Annotated in this window: 19 protein-coding genes and 2 pseudogenes; 10 read left to right on the top strand and 11 right to left on the bottom strand. The window is 69.5% G+C overall.

The genetic code is table 11. The features are described from left to right. The 3 genes and pseudogenes from GVY64_RS37335 to GVY64_RS26695 form a co-directional block, all read right to left on the bottom strand. Window positions 1-430: pseudogene (locus tag GVY64_RS37335) on the bottom strand (lytic transglycosylase); the annotation flags it as partial. 84 nt (window positions 431-514) lie between these two features. Next, the gene (locus GVY64_RS26690) at window positions 515-1,165 is read right to left on the bottom strand and encodes a DUF1003 domain-containing protein (protein WP_442939633.1); all 651 of its coding nucleotides are present in this window, start codon (window positions 1,163-1,165) and stop codon (window positions 515-517) included. A 37-nt stretch (window positions 1,166-1,202) separates the two neighbouring features. Next, window positions 1,203-2,483 carry a magnesium transporter MgtE N-terminal domain-containing protein gene (locus tag GVY64_RS26695; protein ID WP_159847046.1) on the bottom strand — a complete coding sequence of 427 codons (1,281 nt, stop codon included), beginning with the start codon at window positions 2,481-2,483 and terminating at the stop codon, window positions 1,203-1,205. A gap of 62 nt (window positions 2,484-2,545) precedes the next feature. Here GVY64_RS26695 and GVY64_RS26700 point away from each other — a divergent pair. The 3 genes and pseudogenes from GVY64_RS26700 to GVY64_RS26710 all read left to right on the top strand — a co-directional run bounded on the left by GVY64_RS26700 (window position 2,546) and on the right by GVY64_RS26710 (window position 4,590). Further along, window positions 2,546-3,501, top strand: a pseudogene (locus tag GVY64_RS26700) (HpcH/HpaI aldolase/citrate lyase family protein). Between the two features lie 12 nt (window positions 3,502-3,513). Then, the gene (locus GVY64_RS26705) at window positions 3,514-4,005 is read left to right on the top strand and encodes a general stress protein (protein ID WP_159847049.1); all 492 of its coding nucleotides are present in this window, start codon (window positions 3,514-3,516) and stop codon (window positions 4,003-4,005) included. A 3-nt stretch (window positions 4,006-4,008) separates the two neighbouring features. After that, window positions 4,009-4,590 carry a suppressor of fused domain protein gene (locus GVY64_RS26710; protein ID WP_159847052.1) on the top strand — a complete coding sequence of 194 codons (582 nt, stop codon included), beginning with the start codon at window positions 4,009-4,011 and terminating at the stop codon, window positions 4,588-4,590. 12 nt (window positions 4,591-4,602) lie between these two features. Here the strand turns inward: GVY64_RS26710 and GVY64_RS26715 are convergent, their stop codons facing one another. Beyond that, entirely contained in the window at window positions 4,603-5,694 is a 1,092-nt protein-coding gene (locus GVY64_RS26715) for a magnesium and cobalt transport protein CorA (RefSeq protein WP_201298169.1), read from the bottom strand. 75 nt (window positions 5,695-5,769) lie between these two features. Here GVY64_RS26715 and GVY64_RS26720 point away from each other — a divergent pair, with 75 nt between their 5' ends. The 4 genes from GVY64_RS26720 to GVY64_RS26735 all read left to right on the top strand — a co-directional run bounded on the left by GVY64_RS26720 (window position 5,770) and on the right by GVY64_RS26735 (window position 10,195). Further along, window positions 5,770-6,624 carry a PHP domain-containing protein gene (locus tag GVY64_RS26720; RefSeq protein ID WP_159847058.1) on the top strand — a complete coding sequence of 285 codons (855 nt, stop codon included), beginning with the start codon at window positions 5,770-5,772 and terminating at the stop codon, window positions 6,622-6,624. Beyond that, window positions 6,621-6,887, top strand: coding sequence for a hypothetical protein (locus GVY64_RS26725; RefSeq protein WP_159847061.1), 267 nt, complete (start codon window positions 6,621-6,623; stop codon window positions 6,885-6,887). The genes GVY64_RS26720 and GVY64_RS26725 overlap by 4 nt, the downstream gene beginning before the upstream one ends. Before the next feature lie 51 nt (window positions 6,888-6,938). Then, a complete protein-coding gene (locus tag GVY64_RS26730; protein WP_236567230.1) occupies window positions 6,939-8,480 on the top strand; it encodes an FAD-dependent oxidoreductase in 1,542 nt (513 codons plus the stop codon). Window positions 8,481-8,998: 518 nt separating this feature from the next. Continuing rightward, window positions 8,999-10,195 carry an NAD(P)-dependent malic enzyme gene (locus tag GVY64_RS26735; RefSeq protein ID WP_416382558.1) on the top strand — a complete coding sequence of 399 codons (1,197 nt, stop codon included), beginning with the start codon at window positions 8,999-9,001 and terminating at the stop codon, window positions 10,193-10,195. 32 nt (window positions 10,196-10,227) lie between these two features. On the opposite strand, the gene GVY64_RS26740 is transcribed toward GVY64_RS26735, so the two are convergent. Genes GVY64_RS26740 through GVY64_RS26755 form a run of 4 tightly spaced genes read right to left on the bottom strand, consistent with a single transcriptional unit; the run spans window position 10,228 to window position 13,685 of the window. Then, a complete protein-coding gene (locus tag GVY64_RS26740) occupies window positions 10,228-10,968 on the bottom strand; it encodes an ABC transporter permease (RefSeq protein ID WP_236567232.1) in 741 nt (246 codons plus the stop codon). Beyond that, window positions 10,965-11,633: an ABC transporter permease gene (locus tag GVY64_RS26745; RefSeq protein WP_159847067.1), complete on the bottom strand. Its 669-nt coding sequence runs from the start codon at window positions 11,631-11,633 to the stop codon at window positions 10,965-10,967. Before GVY64_RS26745 ends, GVY64_RS26740 begins: the two co-directional genes overlap by 4 nt. Before the next feature lie 6 nt (window positions 11,634-11,639). Then, a complete protein-coding gene (locus GVY64_RS26750; protein ID WP_159847070.1) occupies window positions 11,640-12,788 on the bottom strand; it encodes an ABC transporter ATP-binding protein in 1,149 nt (382 codons plus the stop codon). Window positions 12,789-12,800: 12 nt separating this feature from the next. After that, window positions 12,801-13,685: an ABC transporter substrate-binding protein gene (locus tag GVY64_RS26755; RefSeq protein WP_159847438.1), complete on the bottom strand. Its 885-nt coding sequence runs from the start codon at window positions 13,683-13,685 to the stop codon at window positions 12,801-12,803. Between the two features lie 239 nt (window positions 13,686-13,924). Here GVY64_RS26755 and GVY64_RS26760 point away from each other — a divergent pair, with 239 nt between their 5' ends. The 3 genes from GVY64_RS26760 to GVY64_RS26770 all read left to right on the top strand — a co-directional run bounded on the left by GVY64_RS26760 (window position 13,925) and on the right by GVY64_RS26770 (window position 17,487). Beyond that, window positions 13,925-14,815 (top strand): glycine betaine ABC transporter substrate-binding protein, encoded by an 891-nt coding sequence (locus tag GVY64_RS26760; RefSeq protein WP_159847073.1) that lies wholly within the window; start codon window positions 13,925-13,927, stop codon window positions 14,813-14,815. A 480-nt stretch (window positions 14,816-15,295) separates the two neighbouring features. Beyond that, window positions 15,296-15,994, top strand: coding sequence for a PadR family transcriptional regulator (locus GVY64_RS26765; protein ID WP_159847076.1), 699 nt, complete (start codon window positions 15,296-15,298; stop codon window positions 15,992-15,994). 11 nt (window positions 15,995-16,005) lie between these two features. Continuing rightward, window positions 16,006-17,487 (top strand): DHA2 family efflux MFS transporter permease subunit, encoded by a 1,482-nt coding sequence (locus tag GVY64_RS26770; RefSeq protein ID WP_159847079.1) that lies wholly within the window; start codon window positions 16,006-16,008, stop codon window positions 17,485-17,487. Window positions 17,488-17,609: 122 nt separating this feature from the next. Here GVY64_RS26770 and GVY64_RS26775 read toward each other — a convergent pair whose 3' ends face one another. The 3 genes from GVY64_RS26775 to GVY64_RS26785 all read right to left on the bottom strand — a co-directional run bounded on the left by GVY64_RS26775 (window position 17,610) and on the right by GVY64_RS26785 (window position 22,371). Further along, window positions 17,610-19,412 carry a molybdopterin-dependent oxidoreductase gene (locus tag GVY64_RS26775; RefSeq protein WP_159847082.1) on the bottom strand — a complete coding sequence of 601 codons (1,803 nt, stop codon included), beginning with the start codon at window positions 19,410-19,412 and terminating at the stop codon, window positions 17,610-17,612. Between the two features lie 128 nt (window positions 19,413-19,540). Continuing rightward, window positions 19,541-21,334 carry an AMP-dependent synthetase/ligase gene (locus GVY64_RS26780; RefSeq protein WP_159847085.1) on the bottom strand — a complete coding sequence of 598 codons (1,794 nt, stop codon included), beginning with the start codon at window positions 21,332-21,334 and terminating at the stop codon, window positions 19,541-19,543. A 119-nt stretch (window positions 21,335-21,453) separates the two neighbouring features. Continuing rightward, a complete protein-coding gene (locus GVY64_RS26785; RefSeq protein WP_159847088.1) occupies window positions 21,454-22,371 on the bottom strand; it encodes an alpha/beta hydrolase in 918 nt (305 codons plus the stop codon). Window positions 22,372-22,378 lie beyond the last annotated feature (7 nt).

Genomic DNA, 22,378 nt, shown 5'->3' on the forward strand with positions numbered 1-22,378 from the left:
CCACCGTCGTCCCCGCCGCATCCGTGCGCCCGCCACGAGCATGCCCCGACTCGATCCGCCCGATCCCCGCCAGCAAACTCCACGACAACCCACACCCCGGCGTCGAGGACGCCAACGCCAACTCCGCATTCCGATACGCCGCCAACACCACCTCGGGAATCCCCAACGCGCCGCCCGCCGAGGGCAACCTCATCTCCTGCAGCGGGACCGGACCCGCGAACGGCGCCCCCGGAGTCACCGCCCGCAATCGCCGTGGCCCCTCCGCCGTCACCGGCAACAAGCCCACCACCCGCGACTCGGCACTCGCCGCCGCCAGCACCTCCGGTGCCCGCGGCGCCGGCTCACGCACCGGCGTCTGCACCCCCGAACCACTCACCACCGCACCAGCAACAACCAAAGCCGAGACCGTTATCGGAGCAGATACACGCATTCGGCCACACCCAATCCTCGACGTCGTGGGAGCGGCTGTCCGGGACATCCCCTGCCCTGGCCGCTCTGGACAACGTTGTCCAGGTTACCCACCAGTCAGGTCCTTATTCGGCATTTCTGGTTGATCATCGGTTACCGACGGTGAAACCGATGCCGGAGCGGGCTTTCGGCCGGAGCTTTTCTTGCGGGCGCCCTTTCCTCCGCTTTCCGACCGGATCTCGTGATCAGGGGATTCCACGGCCTCCATCCGGTCCAGAATCCCTTTCAGCTCATCCAATTCCCGGCGCAGGTAATCACGCGTGGCCACTTCACCGACCGCGATGCGCAATGCCGCCAGTTCGCGGGCCAGAAACTCGGTGTCCGCCTTGGTCTGAGCGGCCCGCACCCGGTCCTCCTCCAGGGCGACCCGGTCGCGGTTGTCCTGCCGGTTCTGCGCCAGCAGGATCAGCGGCGCCGCGTAGGCCGCCTGGGTGGAGAACGCCAGATTCAGCAGGATGAACGGGTACGGATCCCAGCGCAACGCGACCACGAAGACGTTCAACGCGATCCAAACCAGCACGACGATCGTTTGCACTGCGAGATACCGGCCGGTCCCTAGGAATCGCGCCACCCGCTCGCTGCTGCGGGCCAAGGCCTCGGCGTCCCATTCCAATCGGAACCTGCTCTCCACCGGCGTCTCCAGACGCTGGCGGGCCCTGCTGTGACCGAGCCGCACGCCCGGGTCGTTCTCGCTCACGGTCTGTCCTTTCGGGCGGGTGCGGGGCTCCGCGCGGTCACGCTCCGCCCCGCTCATCGGTCTCTTCCTGGTCGCGCCAGTCCTCCGGCAGCAGATGGTCGAGGACGTCGTCGACGCTGACCGCACCGAGCAGGTGGTTCTCCTCGTCCACCACCGGTCCGCAGACCAGGTTGTAGGTCGCGAAATACCGCGTCACGGCGGCCAAAGGGAGTTCAGGGCGCAGCGGCGAAAGATCGGTGTCGAGAATGCCGCCCACCAGGTGGGCGGGGGGTTCACGCAGCAATTGCTGGATGTGCACCGAACCCAGGTATCGGCCGGTCGGCGTCGCGGTGGGCGGACGGACCACGAACACCATGGAGGCCAGCGCGGGCGTCAGGTCCGGGTTGCGCACCCGCGCCAGGGCTTCGGCCACCGTCGTGGAGGGCGTCAGGATGACCGGTTTCGGCGTCATCAGACCGCCCGCGCTGTAGGGGGAGTGCTCGAGCAGCCTGCGCACCGGCTCGGACTCCTGCGGGTCCATCAGGGCGAGCAACGATTCGGCCTCGCCCTCGGGCAGCTCGCCCAGCAGGTCGGCGGCGTCGTCGGGGTCCATCGCCTCCAGCACGTCGGCGGCCCTGCGCACCTCCAGATGACCGAGCAGCTCGACCTGCTCGTCGTCGGGCAGCTCCTGCACCACGTCGGCCAGACGTTCGTCGTCCAGCGCGACGGCCACCTCGATCCGCCGTTTCTCCGGCAGCTCCCGCAGCTGCTGCGCCACGTCGGCCGCGCGCATGCCCTCGAACCCTTCGAGCAGTTGCGTGACGTCCTGTCCCGGCCTGCCGATCTCGTAGGGCGTCAGGCCGGAGACCCTGGTCCAGTCCACCACGTGCACCGTGCGCCTGCGGCCGAGCCGCCGGTGCCCGCGCACCGCGACCCTGCTGACCAGCCAGTCCCTCGAACGGGTCTGTTCGATACCGAGATCGACCACGTGGACGTCCACGCCCGTCAGATCCGGCAGGTCCGGGTCCTCGACCCGCACCACCGAGTCGACGATCTGCGCCAGCGCGAGCATCTCGCCCGGACGCTGGGTGAACCGCCGCAGGCTGACCGTGCCGGTGTTCAGCGTGACCACGCCGGGTTCGATCGCGGTGATCCGCAGGATCGGCACGAAAATACGCCGCCGGGTGGGCAATTCGACGACCAATCCGTGCACGCGGGGCTGCTGGCGGTCGGAGCGGACGGCCACGACGACGTCACGGATCCGGCCGATAGACTCGCCGTCCGGTCCCAGCACCGCCAAACCGGCCAGCCTGGCGACGTACACCCTGGTAGCTGCCATGCTGCCAGGCTAGATGTTCGCGGGCGGGTGTTCGCACCCCGCCACGATCGACGGGAGTGATCATGAAGCCGCGCCGTTCGGTGCTCGCCTGCCCGGGCAGCAACACGAAGATGATCGAGAAAGCCAAAACCCTGCCCGTCGACGAGGTGTTTCTCGATCTGGAGGACGCGGTCGCCCCGGTAGCGAAGGCCGAGGCGCGGGCGAACATCGTCGCGGCGCTGAACGACTCCGGGTGGGGAACGCAACTGCGCGTGGTCCGGGTCAACGACTGGACCACCGAATGGACCTACGCCGACGTCATTTCCGTGGTCGAAGGCGCGGGCGCGGCGCTGGACGCGATCCTGCTGCCCAAGGTGACCGACGCGGGGCAGGTGCGCGCGCTGGACCTGCTGCTCACCCAGCTGGAGAAGACCTGTGGGTTGGACGTCGGCCGGATCGGGATCGAGCCGCAGATCGAGAACGCGCTGGGGTTGCGCAACATCGACGCCATCGCCACCGCAAGTCCCCGGGTGCAGACCCTGGTCTTCGGCCCGGCGGACTTCATGGCCAGCATCAACATGCGCACCTGGTGGTCGGCGAACAGCCGGAGGGCTACGACACCGGCGACGCCTACCACCACATCCTGATGACCATCCTGCTCACTGCCCGCGCCCACGGTCTGCAGGCGATCGACGGCCCGTACCTGCAGATAAGGGATGTCGAGGGCTTCCGGCGGGCCGCCGCGCGCACGGCCGCGCTGGGTTTCGACGGCAAGTGGGTGCTGCACCCCGGCCAGATCGAGGCGGCGAACGAGATCTTCAGCCCCCGCCAAGCGGACTACGACCGCGCGGAGGAGATCCTCGACGCCTACGCCTTTCACACCTCGTCGGCCGGCGGCGCGCGCGGCGCGGTGATGCTCGGTGAGGAGATGATCGACGAGGCCAGCGCCAAAATGGCCCACGTGATCGCGGAAAAGGGCCGCGCGGCCGGAATGACGCGAACCACGCGTTTCACACCACCGCAGGATGCGCCGGAATAGCAGAATGGAACTATGACGAATCCCTTGGGGAACTCGAGCCGTGCGCGGCCAGGCCTCCCGACGCCACCGTCGGGCTGGCCGGTCGGCTCGTATCCGACCTATGTCGAGGCGCAGAAAGCGGTCGACTATTTGGCCGACAACCAGTTCCCGGTGCAGGACGTGACCATAGTCGGCGTCGACTTGATGCAGGTGGAGCGGGTTCTCTACCGGCTGACCTGGGGCAAGGTGATCGGCGGCGGCGTGGTCTCGGGCGCCTGGCTCGGATTGTTCCTCGGCCTGCTGCTCAGTCTGTTCACCACCAGCGGCGCGCTGGGTCCGCTGCTCGTCGGCCTGGTCGGCGGCGTGATCTTCGGCGTCATCTCGACCTCGATCCCGTACGCCGCGACCAGGGGGCAGCGCGATTTCGCGTCCACCATGCAACTGGTGGCGGGCCGCTACGACGTGCTGTGCGATCCGAAGTCGGCCGAGCAGGCGCGGGACATGCTCGCGCGGCTGGCGATCTGACGCATGGAAGTGCTGGAGACGGTCCGGACCGAGGTGCTGGGCCATTTCGGCGTGGACGCCGCGCAGGTGGACGCCGCGTCGGTCACTTTCCTGGGTCTGGAGCCGATCGAGATCCTGCGCATCGCCGAGGGCGATCTGGTGCACTACGTGACGCTGGGCGGCAGCAGGCATCCGATGGGCGATCCCGCGGCGGTGCACGCCGATCCGGTGCGCGGGCCGCGCGCGGAACTGGTGCTGACGTTGCGCTCCGGGGTCGGCGCCAGCTCGGGCCTGGCCAAGTCGCTCGGCGTGCTGGCCGCGGCGCCGGTCGTGGAAGGCGTTGTGCTGCAAGCGGACGCGCTGCTGGATCTGGGTGAGCCGATGTGGCGCGACGCACCGTTCACCGCGGTTCTGCTCGGCGACAGCGACATTCCGGCGGTGCCGCTGCCCGACCCGGCCGAGCCGGTGCGGTATTTCGCGGTGACGCCGGTGACCGCGACGGAGGCGGCGTGGGTCCGGGTCCGTGGTGCGCAGGCGCTGCGGGAGGCGTGGCAGGAAGCCGGGATCGACGTGCGCGACCCGAGACGCGGCGCCGCCAGTTTGTGATCCGCCGCGCGGCTAGAGCCACTTGTTGCGGCGGAAGGTGAAGAACAGGCCGGTGCAGATGGCGAGGATGAGCGCCCAGACCATGGGATAACCCCAGACCTGGTGCAGTTCGGGCATGTGGTCGAAGTTCATCCCGTAGATGCCCGCGATCATCGTCGGCACGGCGGCGATCGCCACCCACGCCGAAATCTTGCGCATGTCGGTGTTCTGCTGCACGCCGATCCGGGCCAGCGCGGCGCTGATCAGCGCGCTGAGCGCCTCGTCGAAGTCGTTGATCCGTTCCGCCACGGCGGCGTGATGCTCGGCGACGTCGCGCAGATAGCGCCGGACCTCCTTGGGCACCGGCAGATCCGGTTTGTGACCGAGCAGCTCCAGCGGTGCGGCGAGCGGATTCACCGCGCGCCGCAACTCGACCACCTCGCGCTTGAGCTGGTAGATCGACTCCACGGTGACCTTGCTGCGCGGGGTGAAGATCTCCTCTTCCATCTCGTCGATGTCGTTCTCGACGGACTGGGCCACGTCGATGTAGGAGTCCACCACCCGGTCGGCGATCGCGTGCAGGACCGCGCCGGGGCCCAAGGCCAGCTGCGCGGGGTCCTCCTCCAAGGCCTTGCGTACCTCGGCCAGCCCGGAATGCTCACCGTGCCGGACCGCGACCACGAAATCCGGACCGGTGAACACGATGATCTCGCCGGTCTCCACGATCTCGCTAACGCTGTCGATTTCGTGCGGGACGTAGCTGACCGTGCGCAGCACCAGCAGCAACGAGTCGTCGTATCGCTCCAGCTTGGGCCGCTGGTGGCGCTGTAAGGCGTGTTCGGTGGCCAGTTGGTGCAACCCGAACGTCTCGGCGATGTCGGCCATCTGCGCGGCATCCGGATCGTGCAGGCCGAGCCAGACGAAGCCGGTGTCCTCCTCGCGGGCTCGGGCGAGTGCCGCCTGGTGGGTGAACCGGCCGGGCAGGCGTTCGCCGTCCACGTACACCGCGCAGTCGACGATCGCCTGCGCCGTCGGCACCGGGATGAACCGCTGCTCGTGCTGCGCTGGTGACCGGCCGGATCCACGGAGTGAGGAAAGCGGGGAGAAGGACGGCACGGTGTCGATGCTACGTCGCCGCGGGCTGCCGGATGGTCGCCTGCGCGTGCGGGACGATGCCACCGCACTGTAAGACTTGAAAGCGTGCGCATCGACCTGCATACCCACTCGACCGCGTCCGACGGCACCGACACACCGGCCGAACTCGTGCGGAACGCGGCCGCGGCGGGCCTGGACGTCGTCGCGATCACCGATCACGACACCACGGCCGGATGGGCGGAAGCGGTCGACGCGCTGCCGAAGGGGATGACGCTGGTCCGCGGCATGGAGATGTCGTGTGTGGGCCTGGGCGAGGACGGCTGGCCGGTGCCCGTGCATTTGCTGGCGTACTTGTTCGACCCGACCCATCGCGGGTTCGCCGACGAACGCGAGCGGTTGCGCGCCGAACGGGTGGAACGGCTGCGCGCGATGGCCGAGCGGATGGCGGCCGACGGACTGCCGATCGACCCGGATGCGGTGCTGGCCTCGGCGGGTCCTTCGGCGGGACGCCCCCATCTGGCTCGCGCGCTGGTCGCCGCCGGTGTGGTGCCGAGCGTGGACGCGGCGTTCGACGAATTGCTCGCCCCGCACGGCCGCTACTACGCCGAGAAGGCCGACACTCCGCTGCGGCGTGCGGTGCAGATGATCGCCACGGCCGGCGGGGTCAGCGTCCTGGCGCACACCAGGGCCCGCAAGCGGGGCAGGCTGCTCGCCGTCGACGACATCCGGGAGCTGGCCGGCCTCGGGCTCGGCGGCTTGGAGATCGACCATCCCGACCACTCCGCGGCCGACCGCGCGCTGCTCACCGACCTCGCCGCCGAACTCGGCCTGCTCACCACCGGTTCGTCGGACTACCACGGCACCAACAAGACCATCCGGCTCGGCGAATTCACGACCGATCCCGCGCAATTCGAGAAGCTGGCCGGCAAGGCTTCCGGCGTGCCGGTGATCGCCTCGTGAGATTCGTGCGTGGACTCAGCGGCGTGGTCGCCGGGGGGACCGTGGTGGGCATGCTGATCGTGGTCGGCACCGCCGTCCTCGCCGACCGGCGCGGATTCCCCGGTCCGGGCGGCGAATCGGTCGCCTGGCATGTGGGGGCCGCGACGGTCGCCCTCGCGGCGCAGATCTACGCGGATCGGCATCGCGGTGTGGCCGCCTTGACCGCGTCCATAACGGTTTTCGTGGCTGCTGGATTATTGCTCTGGACCCAATGGTGGAGCTGACCCCAGCGCTTTGGTTGCGGGCGGATGAATTGTGCCCCAACATTTTTCTTTGTGACCGAATTCGAGACGGATGTACTGGTAATCGGCGGTGGTCCCGCCGGTGCCTGGGCGGCCGTCTCGGCCGCCGCGGCGGGCGCCACGGTCGTGCTCGTCGACAAGGCGCGCTCCGGGGCCTGCGGCCCGACCGCCTACGGCGCGATCTCGTTGTGGCACCTTCCGCCCGGCCCCGCCCGGGACGAGGCGGTGCGGCGCGGGCACGCGCACGGCGGTGGGCTGGGCGATCCGGACTGGATGCACCGGGTGCTGGAGGAGACCCAGCAGCGGATCGAGCAATCGGCTCGGTGGGGTTATCGCATCGCCGCTGACCCGGCGGGCCCGGCTCGGCGGCGGATCCATCTCGACGGCGCCCGCTACCTGCGGCGGATGCGCCGCTCGGTGCGGGAAGCCGGGGTGCGCGTCCTCGATCACCATCCGGCTCTGCAATTGCTCGTCGACCGTGACGGCGTGGTGGCGGGCGCCACCGGACTACGCCACCACGACGGCTTCCCGCGGTGGACCGTGCGCGCGGGCGCCGTCGTGGTGGCCACCGGGGGCTGCGCGTTCCTGTCCGGCGCCGCGGGCACCGACGTGGACACCGGCGACGGTCTGCTGCTCGCCGCGGAGGCCGGGGCCGAGTTGTCCGGCATGGAGTTCTCCTGCGCCTACAGCCTGATGCCGCCCGGGACGGCGAAGCAGGCCGCGATCCGGAGCCTCGCCTTGCGGTTCGCCCCGCTCTACGACGAATCCGGCGCCGAACTGTCCGGCCACCGCTCGGCGGCGCTCGTGGCCATCGCCGATGGTCGGCGGGTCTTCGCCGCCTTGGACGACGTGCCGGTCGACCGCCTCTCCCGGCCGGCACGCCAGGGCGTGGGCGGCCGCGCCGAGCGGGTGCCGCTGCGCGCCGTGCTGGAGGGCACCGTGCGCGGTACCGGGGGACTGCGTGCCACCGGACCGGATTGCGCCACGACCGTCCCTGGCCTGTTCGCCGCGGGCGATGTCGTCAGCCGCGAGGCGATCAGCGGCGCGGTGAGCGGATCCGGCTGGCTGGGCGGAGCGTGGGCGATCGCCTCCGGCGTCTGGGCGGGCACGGGCGCGGCGAAATTCGCCCGCACGGTGGATCGGCGGGCTCCGGTGCGCGAGGTCCCGGGGGCCGGGCTCAACGCCGTGGCTCGGATCGATCCGCGGGCGGTGATCGGCCTCGTCCAAGAGCACACCTTGCCGTTGCGGCGTAGCTACTGGCGCAGCGCGGGCAGCCTGCGCGACAGCATCGGCGAGCTCGACGGGATGTGGCCGGGCGCCGAATTCGACCTCGGCGGCAGCGGCGCCGACCTGCTGCGCGCTCGGCAGGCCGCGGCGCTGCTGGCGGTGGCGCGCTGGACGAAATACAGTGCGTTGTTGCGTGCGGAGAGTCGCGGCATGCACCGCCGGACCGATCATCCCGGCGCGTCCGACACTTGGCGGATGCGGCTGACGACAGGTGGCATGCGCGAGGTATGGGTGCGGACGGACGCGCCGCATCCGATACCGGAGCAGGCCCGCGATATCGTCGCTTGAGTCGCGGCCACGGCGTCTTGCCGGAGGCTTCCGGCAGCTGCGCCGGACTCACACCCTCGGAGCCCCGAGCAGTGCGATCGCTCACCGGGCCGCGCTCGTGAACGGGGAGTTTCCGCTTACCTGAAGGTAATTCCCGGCCCATACCGTTGGGTGATGGAGCGCGACACGGCCCAGGGGGTTACCGGTTTGGCAACTGGCCTACCGGACTGGCAGAATGTGTCGGATTCCTTACCTCCGCCACCGCCGGGTGAGGGAATCACGGAGGTCTCCGCCTCGCCGACGTACCGTCGCGACCCGCGAGATCGCACCGCATGTTCTGTCCGGGCCCACCCGTCCGGTTCTGTTTCGCGGATCAGTGCCGCGCCGCCCTCGAGATACCGGCAAGTCGTGTTCGCTCGCTCGCAGCCGCCTCGAAACATACCGGTCAGCGTGCCCGATGAGCCCAGTGAAACGACTTATACCCATTACCCAGTGGTAACCGTCCCCCGGTTTAGCCCGACCCGAGCAGGAGTGAAATCGTGTCACCTGTGACTGACGCACCGAATTCCACCGCAAGCCTGTCCGAAATCACCAACGACGAAATCTTCGCGGGACATCTCGGCGGCAAGCTCTCGGTCGAACTCAGTGCGCCGCTGGAGACCCAGCGTGACCTCTCGATCGCCTACACCCCGGGCGTAGCCCAGGTCAGCCGCGCGATCGCCGAGGACGCGGCGCTGGCCAAGCGCTACACCTGGACCGATCGGCTGGTGGTCGTGGTCAGTGACGGCACGGCCGTGCTCGGCCTCGGTGACATCGGCCCGCGTGCCTCGCTGCCGGTGATGGAGGGCAAGGCGGCGCTGTTCAAGAAGTTCGCCGGGCTGGATTCGATCCCGATCGTGTTGGACACCAAAGACGTCGACGCGATCGTCGAGACGCTGATCCGCCTGCGGCCGAGCTTCGGCGCGGTGAACCTGGAGGACATCTCCGCGCCGCGTTGCTTCGAGATCGAGAAGCGCGTCATCGAGGCGCTCGACTGCCCGGTGATGCACGACGACCAGCACGGCACCGCCATCGTGGTGCTCGCGGCGCTCAACGGCGCGGCCAAGGTGCAGGGACGTGGCATCGACGGCCTGAAGGTCGTGGTGTCCGGCGCGGGCGCCGCCGGTGTGGCGTGCACCAACATCCTGCTCGCGGCCGGTGTCCGCGACGTGACCGTGCTCGATTCGAAGGGCATCGTCAACTCCGAGCGTGGCGACCTCAACGAGGTGAAGGCCGAGCTGGCCACCCGCACCAACCCGCGCGGCCTCACCGGCGGCGCGGCCGAGGCACTGGCAGGCGCGGACGTGTTCCTCGGGCTGTCCGCCGGTCTGATCGCCGAGGAGCTCATCGCGTCGATGGCGCCGGAGTCGATCGTGTTCGCCATGTCCAACCCGGACCCGGAGATCCACCCGGAGGTGGCGCGCAAGTACGCGGCGATCGTGGCCACCGGCCGCAGCGATTTCCCGAACCAGATCAACAACGTGCTGGCGTTCCCGGGTGTCTTCAAGGGCGCTCTGGACGCGGGCGCCCGGCGGATCACCGAGGGCATGAAGATCGCCGCCGCCGACGCCATCCTCAGCGTCGTCGCCGACGAACTGGGTCCGGACAAGATCGTCCCCAGCCCGCTGGACCCGCGGGTCGCCCCGGCCGTCGCCGAAGCGGTCGCGGCCGCCGCCCGCGCTGAGGGCGTCGCGTAACGCTGGTTCTCCGCATCGACAGGGCGCTCCGTTCACTGGGAACGGGGCGCCCTTGTCGTGGGAGCGGAGTTCAGTTCGGCGTTGGGTGTCCCTACGGTGCGCGGCGAACGGCGCAACCGGCCCGTGCCCGGCGCACCGGCCCACACCGCGAAGGCCAGCAGCCCGTCCAGCAGCATTGCCAGCAGTGCTACCAGCAGCGCGCCCACCAGCACCCGGTCGTAGCGGTAGAGGCTGATGCCGTCGAAAATGTAGCGGCCGAGCCCGCCGAGGTTGACGTAGGCCGCGATCGTCGCGGTGGCCACCACTTGCAAGGTCGCGCCGCGCAGTCCGGTGAGCAGGATGGGCAGGGCGTTGGGCACTTCCACCCGGAACAGGATCTGCCGCTCGGTCATGCCCATGGCGCGGGAGGCGTCCACGACGTCGGGGGGCACGTTGGCGATTCCGGCGTACGCGCCCGCGAGCAGCGGGGGAATGCCGACGGTGACCAAGGCGAGCAGCGGCGGAATCAGCCCGAGGCCGAGCAGCAATACCAGGAAGGTGAGCAAGCCGAGGGTCGGCAGCGCGCGCATGGCATTGGCGAAACCGACCAGTACCGCCGCCCCGCGCCGGGTGTGGCCGATGAGCAAACCCAGCGGTACCGCGATGACCGCCGAGACGGCCACGGCCAGAAAGCTGTACCAGAGGTGCTGGACGATGCGGGTCCCGATGCCGGACGGACCGCTCCAGTTGGCGGAGTCGGTGAAGTAGTGCCAGGCGTCGAGGAACAGGTTCACGATGCGGCGCCTTTCGCTTGGACGGCCTGGGCGTCCGCGCGCACCCACGGCGTCGACCAGCGGCCCAGCGCGTACACGACCCGGTCGGCGATCAGCGCCAAAGCGAGCGTGACGAGGATGCCCGCGACGATCTCGTCCGGATAGTCGCGCTGGTAGCCCTGGGTGAACAGCTTGCCGAGCCCGCCGACGCCGATCAGCGCGCCCACCGACACCATCGCGATATTGGTGACCACCACCACCCGCAGGCTGGACACGAAGACCGGCACGGCCAGCGGCATGTCCACGGTGAGCGTGCGGCGCAGCGGGCCGTAGCCGACCGCGTCGGCCGCGTCGAGCACGGCGACGGGCACCGAATCGAGTGCGGCCGGGACCGCGATCACCAGCAGTGCCGTGGAATAGACGGTGAGCGCGATGATCACGTTCAGCGGATCGATGGCCGAGATCCCCACCAGCGGAGGAATGATCACGAACAACGCCAGCGAGGGGACGGTGTAGGCCAGGCTCGCGGCGGTCACCGTGATCCGGCGCAGCCACGACACCCGCCGCACCAGCGCACCGACGGGAATCGCGATCACCGCGGCCAGCAGCAGCGGCACCAGCGCGAGGTAGAGATGGGTGGCGGTGAAACCCATGATCTCCGGGAAGTTCTCCACGAGATAGCGCATTGCCGCTCAGCGCACCTGTTCTTCGAAGAAGTGCCGGTTGCGTGCGGCGTCTTCCCGCGTGCGTTGCCGGGCCAACTGCTCGAGCACGTCGGTGGCCAGCACGCCGCCGCGTACGGCGCCGGAGTCGTCCACGGCCACGCCGACTCCGGCGGGTGAGGAGATCGCGGCGTCGAGTGCCTGGCGCAGGTCGCCTGCCGGAGTGAACAGCGAGCCGCCCGCCGACATGCTGTCGGCCAGGGCGCGGCCCGCGCGGAAGCCTTCGACTCCGGTGACGTCCATCCAGCCGACCGGCTTGTTCGCCGCGTCCACCACGAGCACCCACTCGCCCGCGTCCAGCCGCAGCCCCTCGACTTCTTCCGCCACGGCCGTCCGGATCTCGTGCAGTGGAACGTCGGTCGCGGGCCGGAAGGACAACCCGCGGTAACCGCGGTCGCGGCCGACGAAGTCGGCGACGAAATCGGTGGCGGGCTGCGCGAGCACGCGCTGCGGCGGGTCGTACTGCTGGAGCACCCCGCCGCGGCCGAACACCGCCACCCGATCGCCGAGCGTGATCGCCTCGTCGATGTCGTGCGTCACGAACACGATGGTCTTGTGCAATTCCGCTTGCAGTCTTTGCATTTCCACCTGCAATTCGGCGCGCACCACCGGATCGACGGCGCTGAACGGTTCGTCCATCAGCAGGATCGGCGGGTCCGCGGCCAGAGCCCGGGCGACTCCGACGCGTTGCTGCTGGCCGCCCGAAAGCTGTGCCGGGTACCGCCGGGCCAGCGAGCGATCGAGGCCGACTCGGTCGAGCACCTCGAGCGCCGCGGCGCGGGCGGCACGCCGCGAGTCACCGCGCAGCACCGGAACGGTCGCGACGTTGTCCAGCACCGTCCGGTGCGGCAGCAGCCCGCCGCTCTGGATGACGTACCCGATCCCGAGGCGGAGCCGGACCGGATCGACGGTCGAGATGCCCTGTCCGCCAACGGTGATCGTCCCCGAACTCGGCATGATCATGCGGTTGATCATCCGCATCGAAGTCGTCTTCCCGCAGCCGGAAGGACCGACGAAGACGGTGAACGACCCGGATTCGATCCGCAGATCCAGGTCGGTGACGGCATGGGTGCCGTCCGGATAGGTCTTGCTGATACCGGAGAATTCGATATCGGACAATGAATCTCTCCTCTAGCCCACCGGCTTGTTCAGCCCCTTGGCGGCGACCCACGCCGCGGCGGCGGCCTTGGGCTCGGTCTTTCCTGCGCCGGACACGGCCTCGTTCAGCTCGAGCAGCTCGGCGGTGGTCAGCTGCGCCGACACCGCGTTCAGCGCCGCGAGCACCTTGTCCGACTTCTTGCTCGCGTTGAGCAGCGGCACCACGTTCTGGGCGGGGAAATTGTGCTTCGGGTCTTCCAGCACCACGAGGTCGTGCTGCGAGATGGCCGGTGAGGTGGTGAAGATGTCGGCCGCGGTCACCTGGCCCTCGACCAGCGCGCGCACCGTGGCGGGACCGCCGCCGTCGGCGATCGGCACGAAGTTGTTCGCGGCGATGTCCAGGCCGTAGTTCTTCTTCAGGCCGGGCAGGCCGCCGGCCCGCTCCTGGAATTCGGCGGGCGCACCGAATTTCACCTCGGCCGAGTGCGCGGCCAGGTCCGCGATCGTGCGCAGGTTCCAGCGCTGCGCGGTGGCGCGGGTGACCACGACGGCGTCCGAATCCTCGCCGGGCGCGGGCGTGCCGATCAGGAGATCGGCGCCGAGTGCCTTGCCGAGCGCGCTCTCCACATCGGCGGCGCTGGTGGCGGTGGCGTTCTTGTCCAGGTACTGCAGCAGGTTGCCGGTGTAGTCGGGGATCACCGAGATGGCGCATTGCCGCAAGGCGGGAACGTAGGCTTCGCGACTGCCGATGTTCAGCTTGGTCTCGACGCGGAAACCGTTGGCGCGCAACACTTCCGCGTACACCTCGGCGACGGTCTCGGACTCGGGGAAATTCGCCGAACCGACGATCAGCCCGTCCCCCGAGCAACTGCCGCCGGTGGCGAGCGGATCGGAATCGCCACAAGCCGACAGGGCCATCGCGACGGCGAGTGCCGTCGCGACGGCGAGGACACGCGCGGCGCGCAGTGCGACGCGCACGGCGGGCCGCCGCGCGGCGGCATGGGGGGTGCGGGTGGATTTCACGAGAGTCCTTCCGACAGGACGGCGGGCGCGGTCTCGGCACCGAGCGGCCGCCGGTACATTCTGGGTGTCCATACTGCCCGCTTCCGGATTCTTCCGTTGGCCGTGTCGATTCGTCGGAGAGTTGGTGTCGCCGCATGGTGTTGGCCGCGTCACAGCGGGTGCTGGCTCGGTTGCTGGTCGTCGCTTCCGTCGCCCTGGTCGCTTCCTGCGGGAACGACGAGCCGGGGCCGTCTATCACTGTCGGCGCGGGTGACTCGATCGAGTCGTCGGTGCTCGCCGAAATCTACGCGGGGGCACTGGCGCGCACCGGTGCGCGGACCGCCGTCGCCCGGAAGCTGGGCAGCCGTGCGGACTACCTCGCCGCCCTCGACGCGGACCGGGTCCAGGTGGTCGGCGAGCACACCGGCACGTTGCTGGCCCATTTCGACGAACACGCGACGGATCGGCTGCCGAAGAAGGTGGCCGAAGCGGTGAGCGCGGTACTGCCCGAAGGGCTGGTCGTCTCCGATCTCGCCGACGGCGCCGATCTGCGGCCGCGGGTGCTGCTCACCGAGCAGATGGCCGCGCAGGACAAGCTGCGTTCGGTGGGTGATCTCGCGCCACGCTGCGGCGGGCTGACCGCCGGCGTGGCGATCCCGCCCGGCCTGCTGCCGTCGGCCGGGCGCGACCGCGTCGACGGATGCGACTTCGCGGCCGTCGTGGCCTTCCCGGATCCGGCCGCGCTGCGCGCAGCGCTGCTGGAGGGCCGGGTACAGGCCGGTCTGCTCGACGGTCCCCCCGAGCTCGCGCCCGGCGCGACCGATGGATTGACCGTACTGACCGACGACGACTACGCCGTGCGCGCCGAGAACGTGCTGCCGCTGTTCCGCAAGGGGCTGCTCGACCAGCGGCAGATCAAGAAGCTGAACTACGTCGCGGGCGAACTGACGACGGACGAGTTGGCGGCCATGATCCGCAGCGTCCGGGACGAAGGCGCCGCGCCGGGCGAACTCGCGCGCGCCTGGCTGGACAAGCACTCTTTGTAGTCGGCCGACTGGAGCCCGGGCCGAGGGGCGCCGATGTGTCGGGAATCGAGCGATAGATGTCGCATCCGACACTGCCAGGTCTGTGACCTTCGGCATAGTGTGGCAGCTGGGCCCGATTAGGCCCATCGCGGACGTACGCCGTCCTGCGGTTTCGCAGCAGCAACGGCGCTGGAGAAGGTCGCCGACGTCGCCGACCTCCGGCGGGACCGACACCGAGAGGCCATCGAGAACTCACATCTCGATGGCCTCTCGTCGTGTACCGGCCGGCTCCTCGGGAACGCGATTACCGGAGCTCGGCAAATGTGCGGCTCGTCACGGGCCGGTCCACCTTGCCGACCGATCATTCCGCGCCGTATATTCCATACGGAATATTTAGCGTGGAGCATGTCGGCGTCCGGGGATACCGTGCCGGTCGGCGGGAGGCTCCCGGCGTCGATGGCCGAGCGGCCGGGACGATTCGGCAACGGAGGTGATCAAGCAATGGGGCAAGGGCAGGCGCATCCACCGGTGACGCCGTTGGCCATCGCCGTGCTCGCGCTGCTCGAGGAGCGGCCCATGCATCCGTATGAGATGTTCCAAACGCTGATCGCCCGGCGGGAGGACAGGCTGGTGAAGGTGCGGCCCGGCTCCCTGTACCACACCGTGTCACGGCTGGCCGACCAGGAATTGGTGCGCGCCGAGGGTGTCGACCGAGCGGGCAACCGGCCGGAACGCACCACCTACCGGATCACCGGGCGTGGGCGGGACGCGTTACGCAACCGGATCGCGGAGATCGTGCGGCGGCCGGTCCCGGAGTATCCGATCTTCCCGGTCGCGCTGGGCGAATTGCACAACCTGCCGAAGCCGGAGGCGCTCACGCTACTGCGCGAACGAATCGGCGTGCTGGAAACCGAACTGGCCGACACCGACATGCTGAGCGCGTGGGCCGAAGAGCACGTCGTCCCGCGCCGCTATTGGATAGCCCTGCCCTACCTGCGGGCGCTCCTCGCCGCCGAACTCACCTGGGTCAAGGAGTTCACCGCCGAATTGGCCAGCGGCGCACTCGAGTGGGAGGACTTCGACCCCGAGACCGGCGCACGCGCCGGAGCCGAGCCCGGCGCCGGCTCCGCGGTGTCGCCACCGGTGCCGCCCGGCGCCGCGGCGAACCCTATCCCGAGTTTTTCGGATAATCCGAGTTAGGAACGAAAGAGATGTCCACCCAACGTAATCCGTGGCCGGCGCTGCTCGCGCTGGTCGTCGGCTTCTTCATGATCCTGCTGGACATGACGATCGTCGCGGTCGCCAATCCCGCGATCATGACCAGCCTGCACGCCGACATCTCGCAGGTGATCTGGGTGACCAGCGCTTACCTGCTCACGTACGCGGTGCCGCTGCTGGTCACCGGGCGGTTGGGCGACCGGTTCGGCCCCAAGAACATCTATCTGATCGGCTTGGCGGTCTTCACCGCGGCATCGCTGTGGTGCGGCGTGTCGGGCACCATCGGCATGCTGATCGCTGCGCGCGCCGCGCAGGGCGTCGGCGCCGCACTGATGACGCCGCAGACCATGGCCGTGATCACCAGGACCTTCCCGCCGGACCGGCGCGGCGCGGCGATGGGCCTGTGGGGTGGCGTCGCGGGGTTGGCGACGCTGGTCGGCCCGATCCTCGGCGGTGTGCTGGTGGACGGTCTCGGCTGGGAGTGGATCTTCATCGTGAACGTGCCGGTCGGCGTCGTCGCCTTCGCGCTGGCGGTCTGGCTGGTGCCCGCGCTGCCCACCCACGAGCACAAGTTCGACATCCCCGGCGTGCTGCTCAGCGGCATCGGCATGTTCCTGCTGGTGTTCGGCATCCAGGAGGGCAACAGCTACGACTGGTCGTTGCGGATCTGGCTGTTGATCGCCGCGGGCGCGGTGGTGCTGGCGGTGTTCGTGGTCAACCAGGCCAGGAACAAGGGCGAGCCGTTGCTTCCGCTGAGCCTTTTCCGCGACCGCAACTTCGCGCTGTCCAATGCCGCGATCGCCGCGATGGGCGCGGCGGTGACCTCCCTGATGGTGCCGACGTACTTCTACCTGCAGGCGGTGCGGGAGATGTCGCCGACCGAGTCCGCGCTGGTCTTCGCGCCCATGGCGATCGTGACCGGTTTCTCGGCGCCGCTGGTCGGCAAGTTCGCCGACAAGCTGCATCCGCGGATCGTGCCCACCATCGGCTTCGGGCTGTTCGCGCTGTCGGTGTTCTGCTTCGCGGCGCTGATGGAGCCGGACTCGTCGCTGATCTGGTTCCTGCTCGCCGCGGCGCTGGCCGGCTTCGCCAACGCCTGCATCTGGGCTCCGCTGGCGGCGACCGCGACCCACAATCTGCCGGTCCAGCAGGCCGGTGCGGGCGCGGGCGTCTACAACACCACCCGTCAGGTGGGCTCGGTGCTCGGTAGCGCCGCGATCAGCGCACTGGTGGCGGCCCGGATGACGGCGAACGGACTGGGCGGCGGCCCGGTCGCCGAAGGCGGTGCGGGCCAGGGCCCGATCCCGGAGTTCGTCAAGGATTCCTTCAGTACCGCACTGAGCCAGGCCACGGTGCTTCCCGCCGCGATCCTGCTCATCGGCGTCGTCGCCTCGGTGTTGTTCATCCGCCACGGCGCGAGCACCGCGGCGCAACCGGAGAAGGAACGGGTCGAGGCCGACTCCGTAGCGAGCTGACATTCCGAACACTGTGCCCCGCAGAAGCATTCTTCTGCGGGGCATGTTCGCGGCGGAACCGGCTCGGCAGCAAGTGGGTGGCCATCGAAGGACGCGATCCGGCGGTGGTGCGAGGACCGCGCTCAGGCGACCTGCACGGTGACCGAGGGGTAGCCGGTGGCGCCATCGGGGATGACGTCGCGGCGTTCGGCGGTCTGGATTTCGCCCGCGCCGTCGGTGGCGCGGGCGCGGAGCGTGTGCGGGCCGGAGGTGGCGTCCCAGTCGAAGACCCATTGCCGCCAGGTGTCGACGGATTGTTCTTCGGAGAGGCGGGCCTGCTGCCAGGGGCCGTTGTCGATCTGGACTTCCACGGCGCGGATACCACGATGTTGTGCCCACGCGACTCCGGCGACCGGGATGCGGCCGGGCTGGAGGCGGCCGCGGGCGCGGGGAGTGTCGATGCGGGTGCCGGTCTTGATCGGGCCGCGTGCCGACCAGCCGCGGCGGGTCCAGTAGGCGGTGGCGCGGTCGAAGCGGGTGACCTCCAGTTCGGTCACCCACTTGGTCGCCGAGACGTAGCCGTAGAGGCCGGGCACGACCAGCCGGGCCGGGTAACCATGCTGGACCGGAAGAGGTTCGCCGTTCATGCCGATCGCGAGCAGGGCGTCGCGTCCATCGGTCAGCACCGCCAGCGGAGTGCCCGCGGTCCACCCGTCGGCGCTGTGCGAGAGCACCATGTCCGCGTCGGGGTGCGGACCCGCCTCCGCCAGCAGCTGATCGACGCGGTAGCCGAGCCAGCGCGCGTTCCCGATCAGGTCGCCGCCCACCGGATTCGACACGCAGGCCAGCGTGACCAGGTGCTCCTCCACCGGACGGCGGGCCAGTTCGGCCCAGTCGAGCCGGATCTCGCGGTCGACCATGCCGTGGATGCGCAGTGACCAGCCGTCCTTGGACACCTGCGGCACGATCAGCGCGGTATCGATCCGGTAGAAGTCGTCGTTCGGGGTCAGGTACGGCGTCAACCCGGGTACGCGGAGATCCACACCCGGCGCGACCGGCTCGGCGGGGGCGGTCGGTTCCGGCAATTGCACAGCGGCTCGCTCACCGGAGACATCTGTGCGGCGCGCGCCCAGCACGCGTCCGCCGACGCCGGTGACCACGGCCGATCCGCCTGCCACCAACAGCCCCTGCAAGACGCGCCTGCGCTCGGGGGCCGGGGATCGGCTGGTTTCGGCTACTGCCGACGGCGACGCTGCCGGTGCGGTCGCGTCCGTCGTCCCGGCCGAACCGGTTCGATGCTGTGGGTCGACGTCTTTCGTGTTTCCACCGGCTCCGGGCGCATTCGGAGCCGAACCGGCGCCTGCGCCGACCCCCGCATCGGAGGTTTCGCCGATGGGTGAAGCACGCCGGCGCCCACCTCCGTTCCTGCCGCCGGTGGGTGACGCCGATCCATCGGTCAGCGCTGCGGACTCGCCGGTCGACGGAGTCGCGCCGACCGGCGTGTCAGCGACAGATTCTGCTACCGCCGCGTCGATACGGCGGATCAGCGCACGCAGCGCGTAGATGCCGACGGCGACGCCGACGACGGTCGGCAACGCGGCGGTCAGACCGGCGCGTGCCACCGCCACCCATGCCGTGATCACCCCGAACACCGCGAACACCCACGACCCGGCCGCGCGAGTGGTCCGTTCGATCGCTCCCGCCACTCCGGCCACCACCACCGCGAGCACGCCCATGATCAGGTACAGCGCCGCTTTGTCGTTGGTGCCGAAGGTGGTGATGGCCCATTCCCGCAACTCGTCGGGCGTGTGGTCGACGACGGCCGAGCCGAGCAGGTGCAGCGGCGCGCTGTCGGGGCCGAGAAAGGCCGCGAGCAGTTCGGCCACGCCCAGCGTGAGGCCCGCCGAGACGATCCCGGCCACCACGCGCAATCGCAATCCGGCCATGGCAACGAGACTACTGCCGGTCGGTCGCTGACCGGGGCGTTCCCGTCGGCGGCGGGCACGGAACGAGCCGCGATACGCGAAAGGCGCTGTCCGCGAAGGTCCGCGGACAGCGCCTGCAGGCGATCAGCTCAGTTGTAGATGCTCGCCACGTCGTCGGCGTGCTGCTTCATCACGACCGCGCGCTTCAGCGACATCTTCGGGGTGAGCTCGCCGGTCTCCTGGGTCCAGTCGATGGTCAGCAGACGGATCTTCTTGATCTGCTCGGCGTGCGAGACCTTCTTGTTGGTCTCGGCCACCGCGGCGTTCACCTCGGCCAGCAGATCCGGGTGTTCGATCAGCTTCTCGATCGGGGTGTCGGCGGGCAGGCTGTTGCGTTCCTTCCAGCCGGGCAGCGACTCCGGATCCAGCGTGATCAGCGCGCCGATGAACGGCCGGCTGTCGCCCACCACCATCACCTGGCTGATCAGCGGGTGCGCCCGCAGCGAGTCCTCCAGCAGCGCGGGGGAGACGTTCTTGCCGCCGGCGGTGACGATGATCTCCTTCTTGCGGCCGGTGATGGTGATGAATCCATCGGCGTCGATGGCGCCGAGGTCACCGGTCTTGAACCAGCCGTCCTCGAAAGCGTCCTCGGTCGCGTCCGTGTTGCCCCAGTAGCCGTTGAACACGACGGAGCCGCGCAGCAGCAGTTCGCCGTCCTCGGCGATCTTGGCGGCGTGGCCCTCGATCGGCCGCCCGACCGAGCCGACCCGGATGTGCTCCGGGGTGTTGACCGAGATGGCCGCGGTGGTCTCGGTGAGGCCGTAGCCCTCGTAGATGGTCACGCCGACGCCACGGAAGAAGTGACCCAACCGCGCGCCGAGCGGGCCGCCGCCGGAGACGGCCGCCTCGCACTGGCCGCCGAGGGCGGCCCGCAGCTTGCTGTAGACCAGCTTGTCGAACAAAGCGTGCTTCAACTTCAGCCCGATGCCCGGTCCGCCGTTGTCGAGCGCCTCGCTCCACGCGATGGCGGTGTCGGCGGCGGCGTCGAAGATCTTGCCCTTGCCGCCGTCGTGCGCCTTCTGCTTGGCGCTGTTGAACACCTTCTCGAACACCCGGGGTACCGAGAGGATGAAGTGCGGCTGGTAGCTGCCGAACTGCTCGACCAGGGTGGACCAGTCGGCGGTGTGCGCCACGACCACCTTCGCGTCGAACGCGGCCAGCGCGACGGCGCGGGCGAACACGTGCGCCAGCGGCAGGAACATGAGGGTCTTCTTGCCCTCGGTGACGTACTTGTGCAGCGCGATCCGGTCGGACTTGGACTCCGCGTACAGGTTCGCGTGGGTCAGCATGACGCCCTTGGGGCGGCCCGTGGTGCCCGAGGTGTAGATCAGGGTGGCGGGCGACTGCGCGCCCACCTGGGCGCGGCGCTCGTGCACGATCTGGTCGTCCAGGTCGGCGCCGGCCGCGATCAGCTCGTCCAGCGCACCCTTGTCGATCTGCAGGGTCTGCCGCAGGTCCGGCAGCGACCCGGTCTCGATCTCGTCGATCACCTTGCGGTGCTTGTCGCTGTCGAGGATCAGCAGCTTGGTGGCAGAGTCCTGCAGGATCCACTTGGCCTGCTCGGCGGCGGAGCTGTCGTAGATCGCGACGGTGCAGCCGCCCGCAGTCCAGATCGCGAAGTCGAGGACGGCCCACTCGTAGCGAGTGGGAGCCATGATGGCGACGCGATCTCCGAGTTCGAGACCCGATGCGATCAGGCCTTTCGCCACGCCGGTGACGGTTTTCGCGAACTCAGCGGCGGTGACATCCCGCCAGCCGCCACTGCCGTTCGGCACGTTGAACAGCACCGCGTTCGGCGACTGCTCGGCGTGGCGGAAGATGTTGTCGGAATTGTTCGCGTCATCCGGAATGGTGTAGGAAGCCGGGACTTCGAACTCTCGCATCAGTGCCCTTCCACGTGGGTTTACTCGCCAGTAATCTACGACACCTGCGCCAGGGTCGTGAGGTCGACCACCGCCAATCGCCTCCGTACATCACCGCAGGCCGGGGACCCGCTCGAATTTCATCCTAGTTCGCGCAGGTCCGCCGGTTGAATCGCTTCGCGCAGGAACTCGGCGAGTTCGCGCAGCGCGGCCGCCGCGGGCGCCGCCAAGGCGGCCTGCAGCTGAGCGACGTGCCACAAGCCCTTGCTCTCGGAGAAGCGCACGTGTACCCCCGCCTCGCGCAGTGCGGTGACCAGCGCGACGCACTGCCGGTGCAGCAGCTCGCTGACGTCCACCTGCACGTAGGTGGGCGGCAAGCCGCGCAGCTCACCGGTCAGTGGCGCGTAGCCGGGGTCGGCCGGGTCGCCGTCACCCAGGTAGGCGGCCGCGCACGCACGGGACCACGGCTTGTTGATCACCAGATCGCGTTCCCGCTGCGGAATCTCGTTCGGATCGGCCCATGGCGCGATCAAGCCGAGCGCCGCCGGGGTCTGCCCGTGCCGGCCGAGCAGGCGCTGCGCCAGCGCGAGCGACAGACCGCCGCCCGCGGAATCACCGGAGACGGCGATCTGGTCCGGGCGCAGCCCCGAGTTCCCCACGAGTTCCAGGAACGCCGCTTCGGCGTCGTCGAGCGCCGCGGGGAAGGGGTGCTCCGGCGCGAGCCGGTAGTCCAGCACGTAGACCGGGTATCCGGTGTCCAGGGCCAGTCGGGCCGCCAGCGAGCGGTGAGTCGCAGGCGAACCGACCGCGTACCCGCCGCCGTGCAGATAGAGGACTGCGCCGTGCTCGGAGGTGCCCGCGAAACCGATCCGTTCGGCGGGCCTGCCGCCCAGGCGTACGGAGCGCACGACGGCGCCCGCGGGCAGCAGTTGCGCCCGCGAGCTCACGTCGAGCAGCCTGCGCTGCACCGCGAACGGCAGTCGTTTGTTCAGGGTGACCCGGAAGATCGGGTTGAGTACCGCCCGCGCGAGGGGCAGCGGAAGATCGATGTCTCGCACTCGTCGT

The organism is Nocardia sp. CY41 (assembly GCF_009829325.1).
Lineage (GTDB): Bacteria > Actinomycetota > Actinomycetes > Mycobacteriales > Mycobacteriaceae > Nocardia.

Coding starts and splice junctions, on each gene's coding strand:
- GVY64_RS26710 (WP_159847052.1), top strand. CDS start 4,009: ATGGAAGTGCTGGAGACGGTCCGGACCGAGGTGCTGGGCCATTTCGGC.
- GVY64_RS26780 (WP_159847085.1), bottom strand. CDS start 21,334: ATGCGAGAGTTCGAAGTCCCGGCTTCCTACACCATTCCGGATGACGCG.
- GVY64_RS26695 (WP_159847046.1), bottom strand. CDS start 2,483: ATGGCAGCTACCAGGGTGTACGTCGCCAGGCTGGCCGGTTTGGCGGTG.
- GVY64_RS26705 (WP_159847049.1), top strand. CDS start 3,514: ATGACGAATCCCTTGGGGAACTCGAGCCGTGCGCGGCCAGGCCTCCCG.
- GVY64_RS26765 (WP_159847076.1), top strand. CDS start 15,296: ATGGGGCAAGGGCAGGCGCATCCACCGGTGACGCCGTTGGCCATCGCC.
- GVY64_RS26755 (WP_159847438.1), bottom strand. CDS start 13,685: ATGGCCCTGTCGGCTTGTGGCGATTCCGATCCGCTCGCCACCGGCGGC.
- GVY64_RS26770 (WP_159847079.1), top strand. CDS start 16,006: ATGTCCACCCAACGTAATCCGTGGCCGGCGCTGCTCGCGCTGGTCGTC.
- GVY64_RS26775 (WP_159847082.1), bottom strand. CDS start 19,412: ATGGCCGGATTGCGATTGCGCGTGGTGGCCGGGATCGTCTCGGCGGGC.
- GVY64_RS26760 (WP_159847073.1), top strand. CDS start 13,925: ATGGTGTTGGCCGCGTCACAGCGGGTGCTGGCTCGGTTGCTGGTCGTC.
- GVY64_RS26745 (WP_159847067.1), bottom strand. CDS start 11,633: ATGCGCTATCTCGTGGAGAACTTCCCGGAGATCATGGGTTTCACCGCC.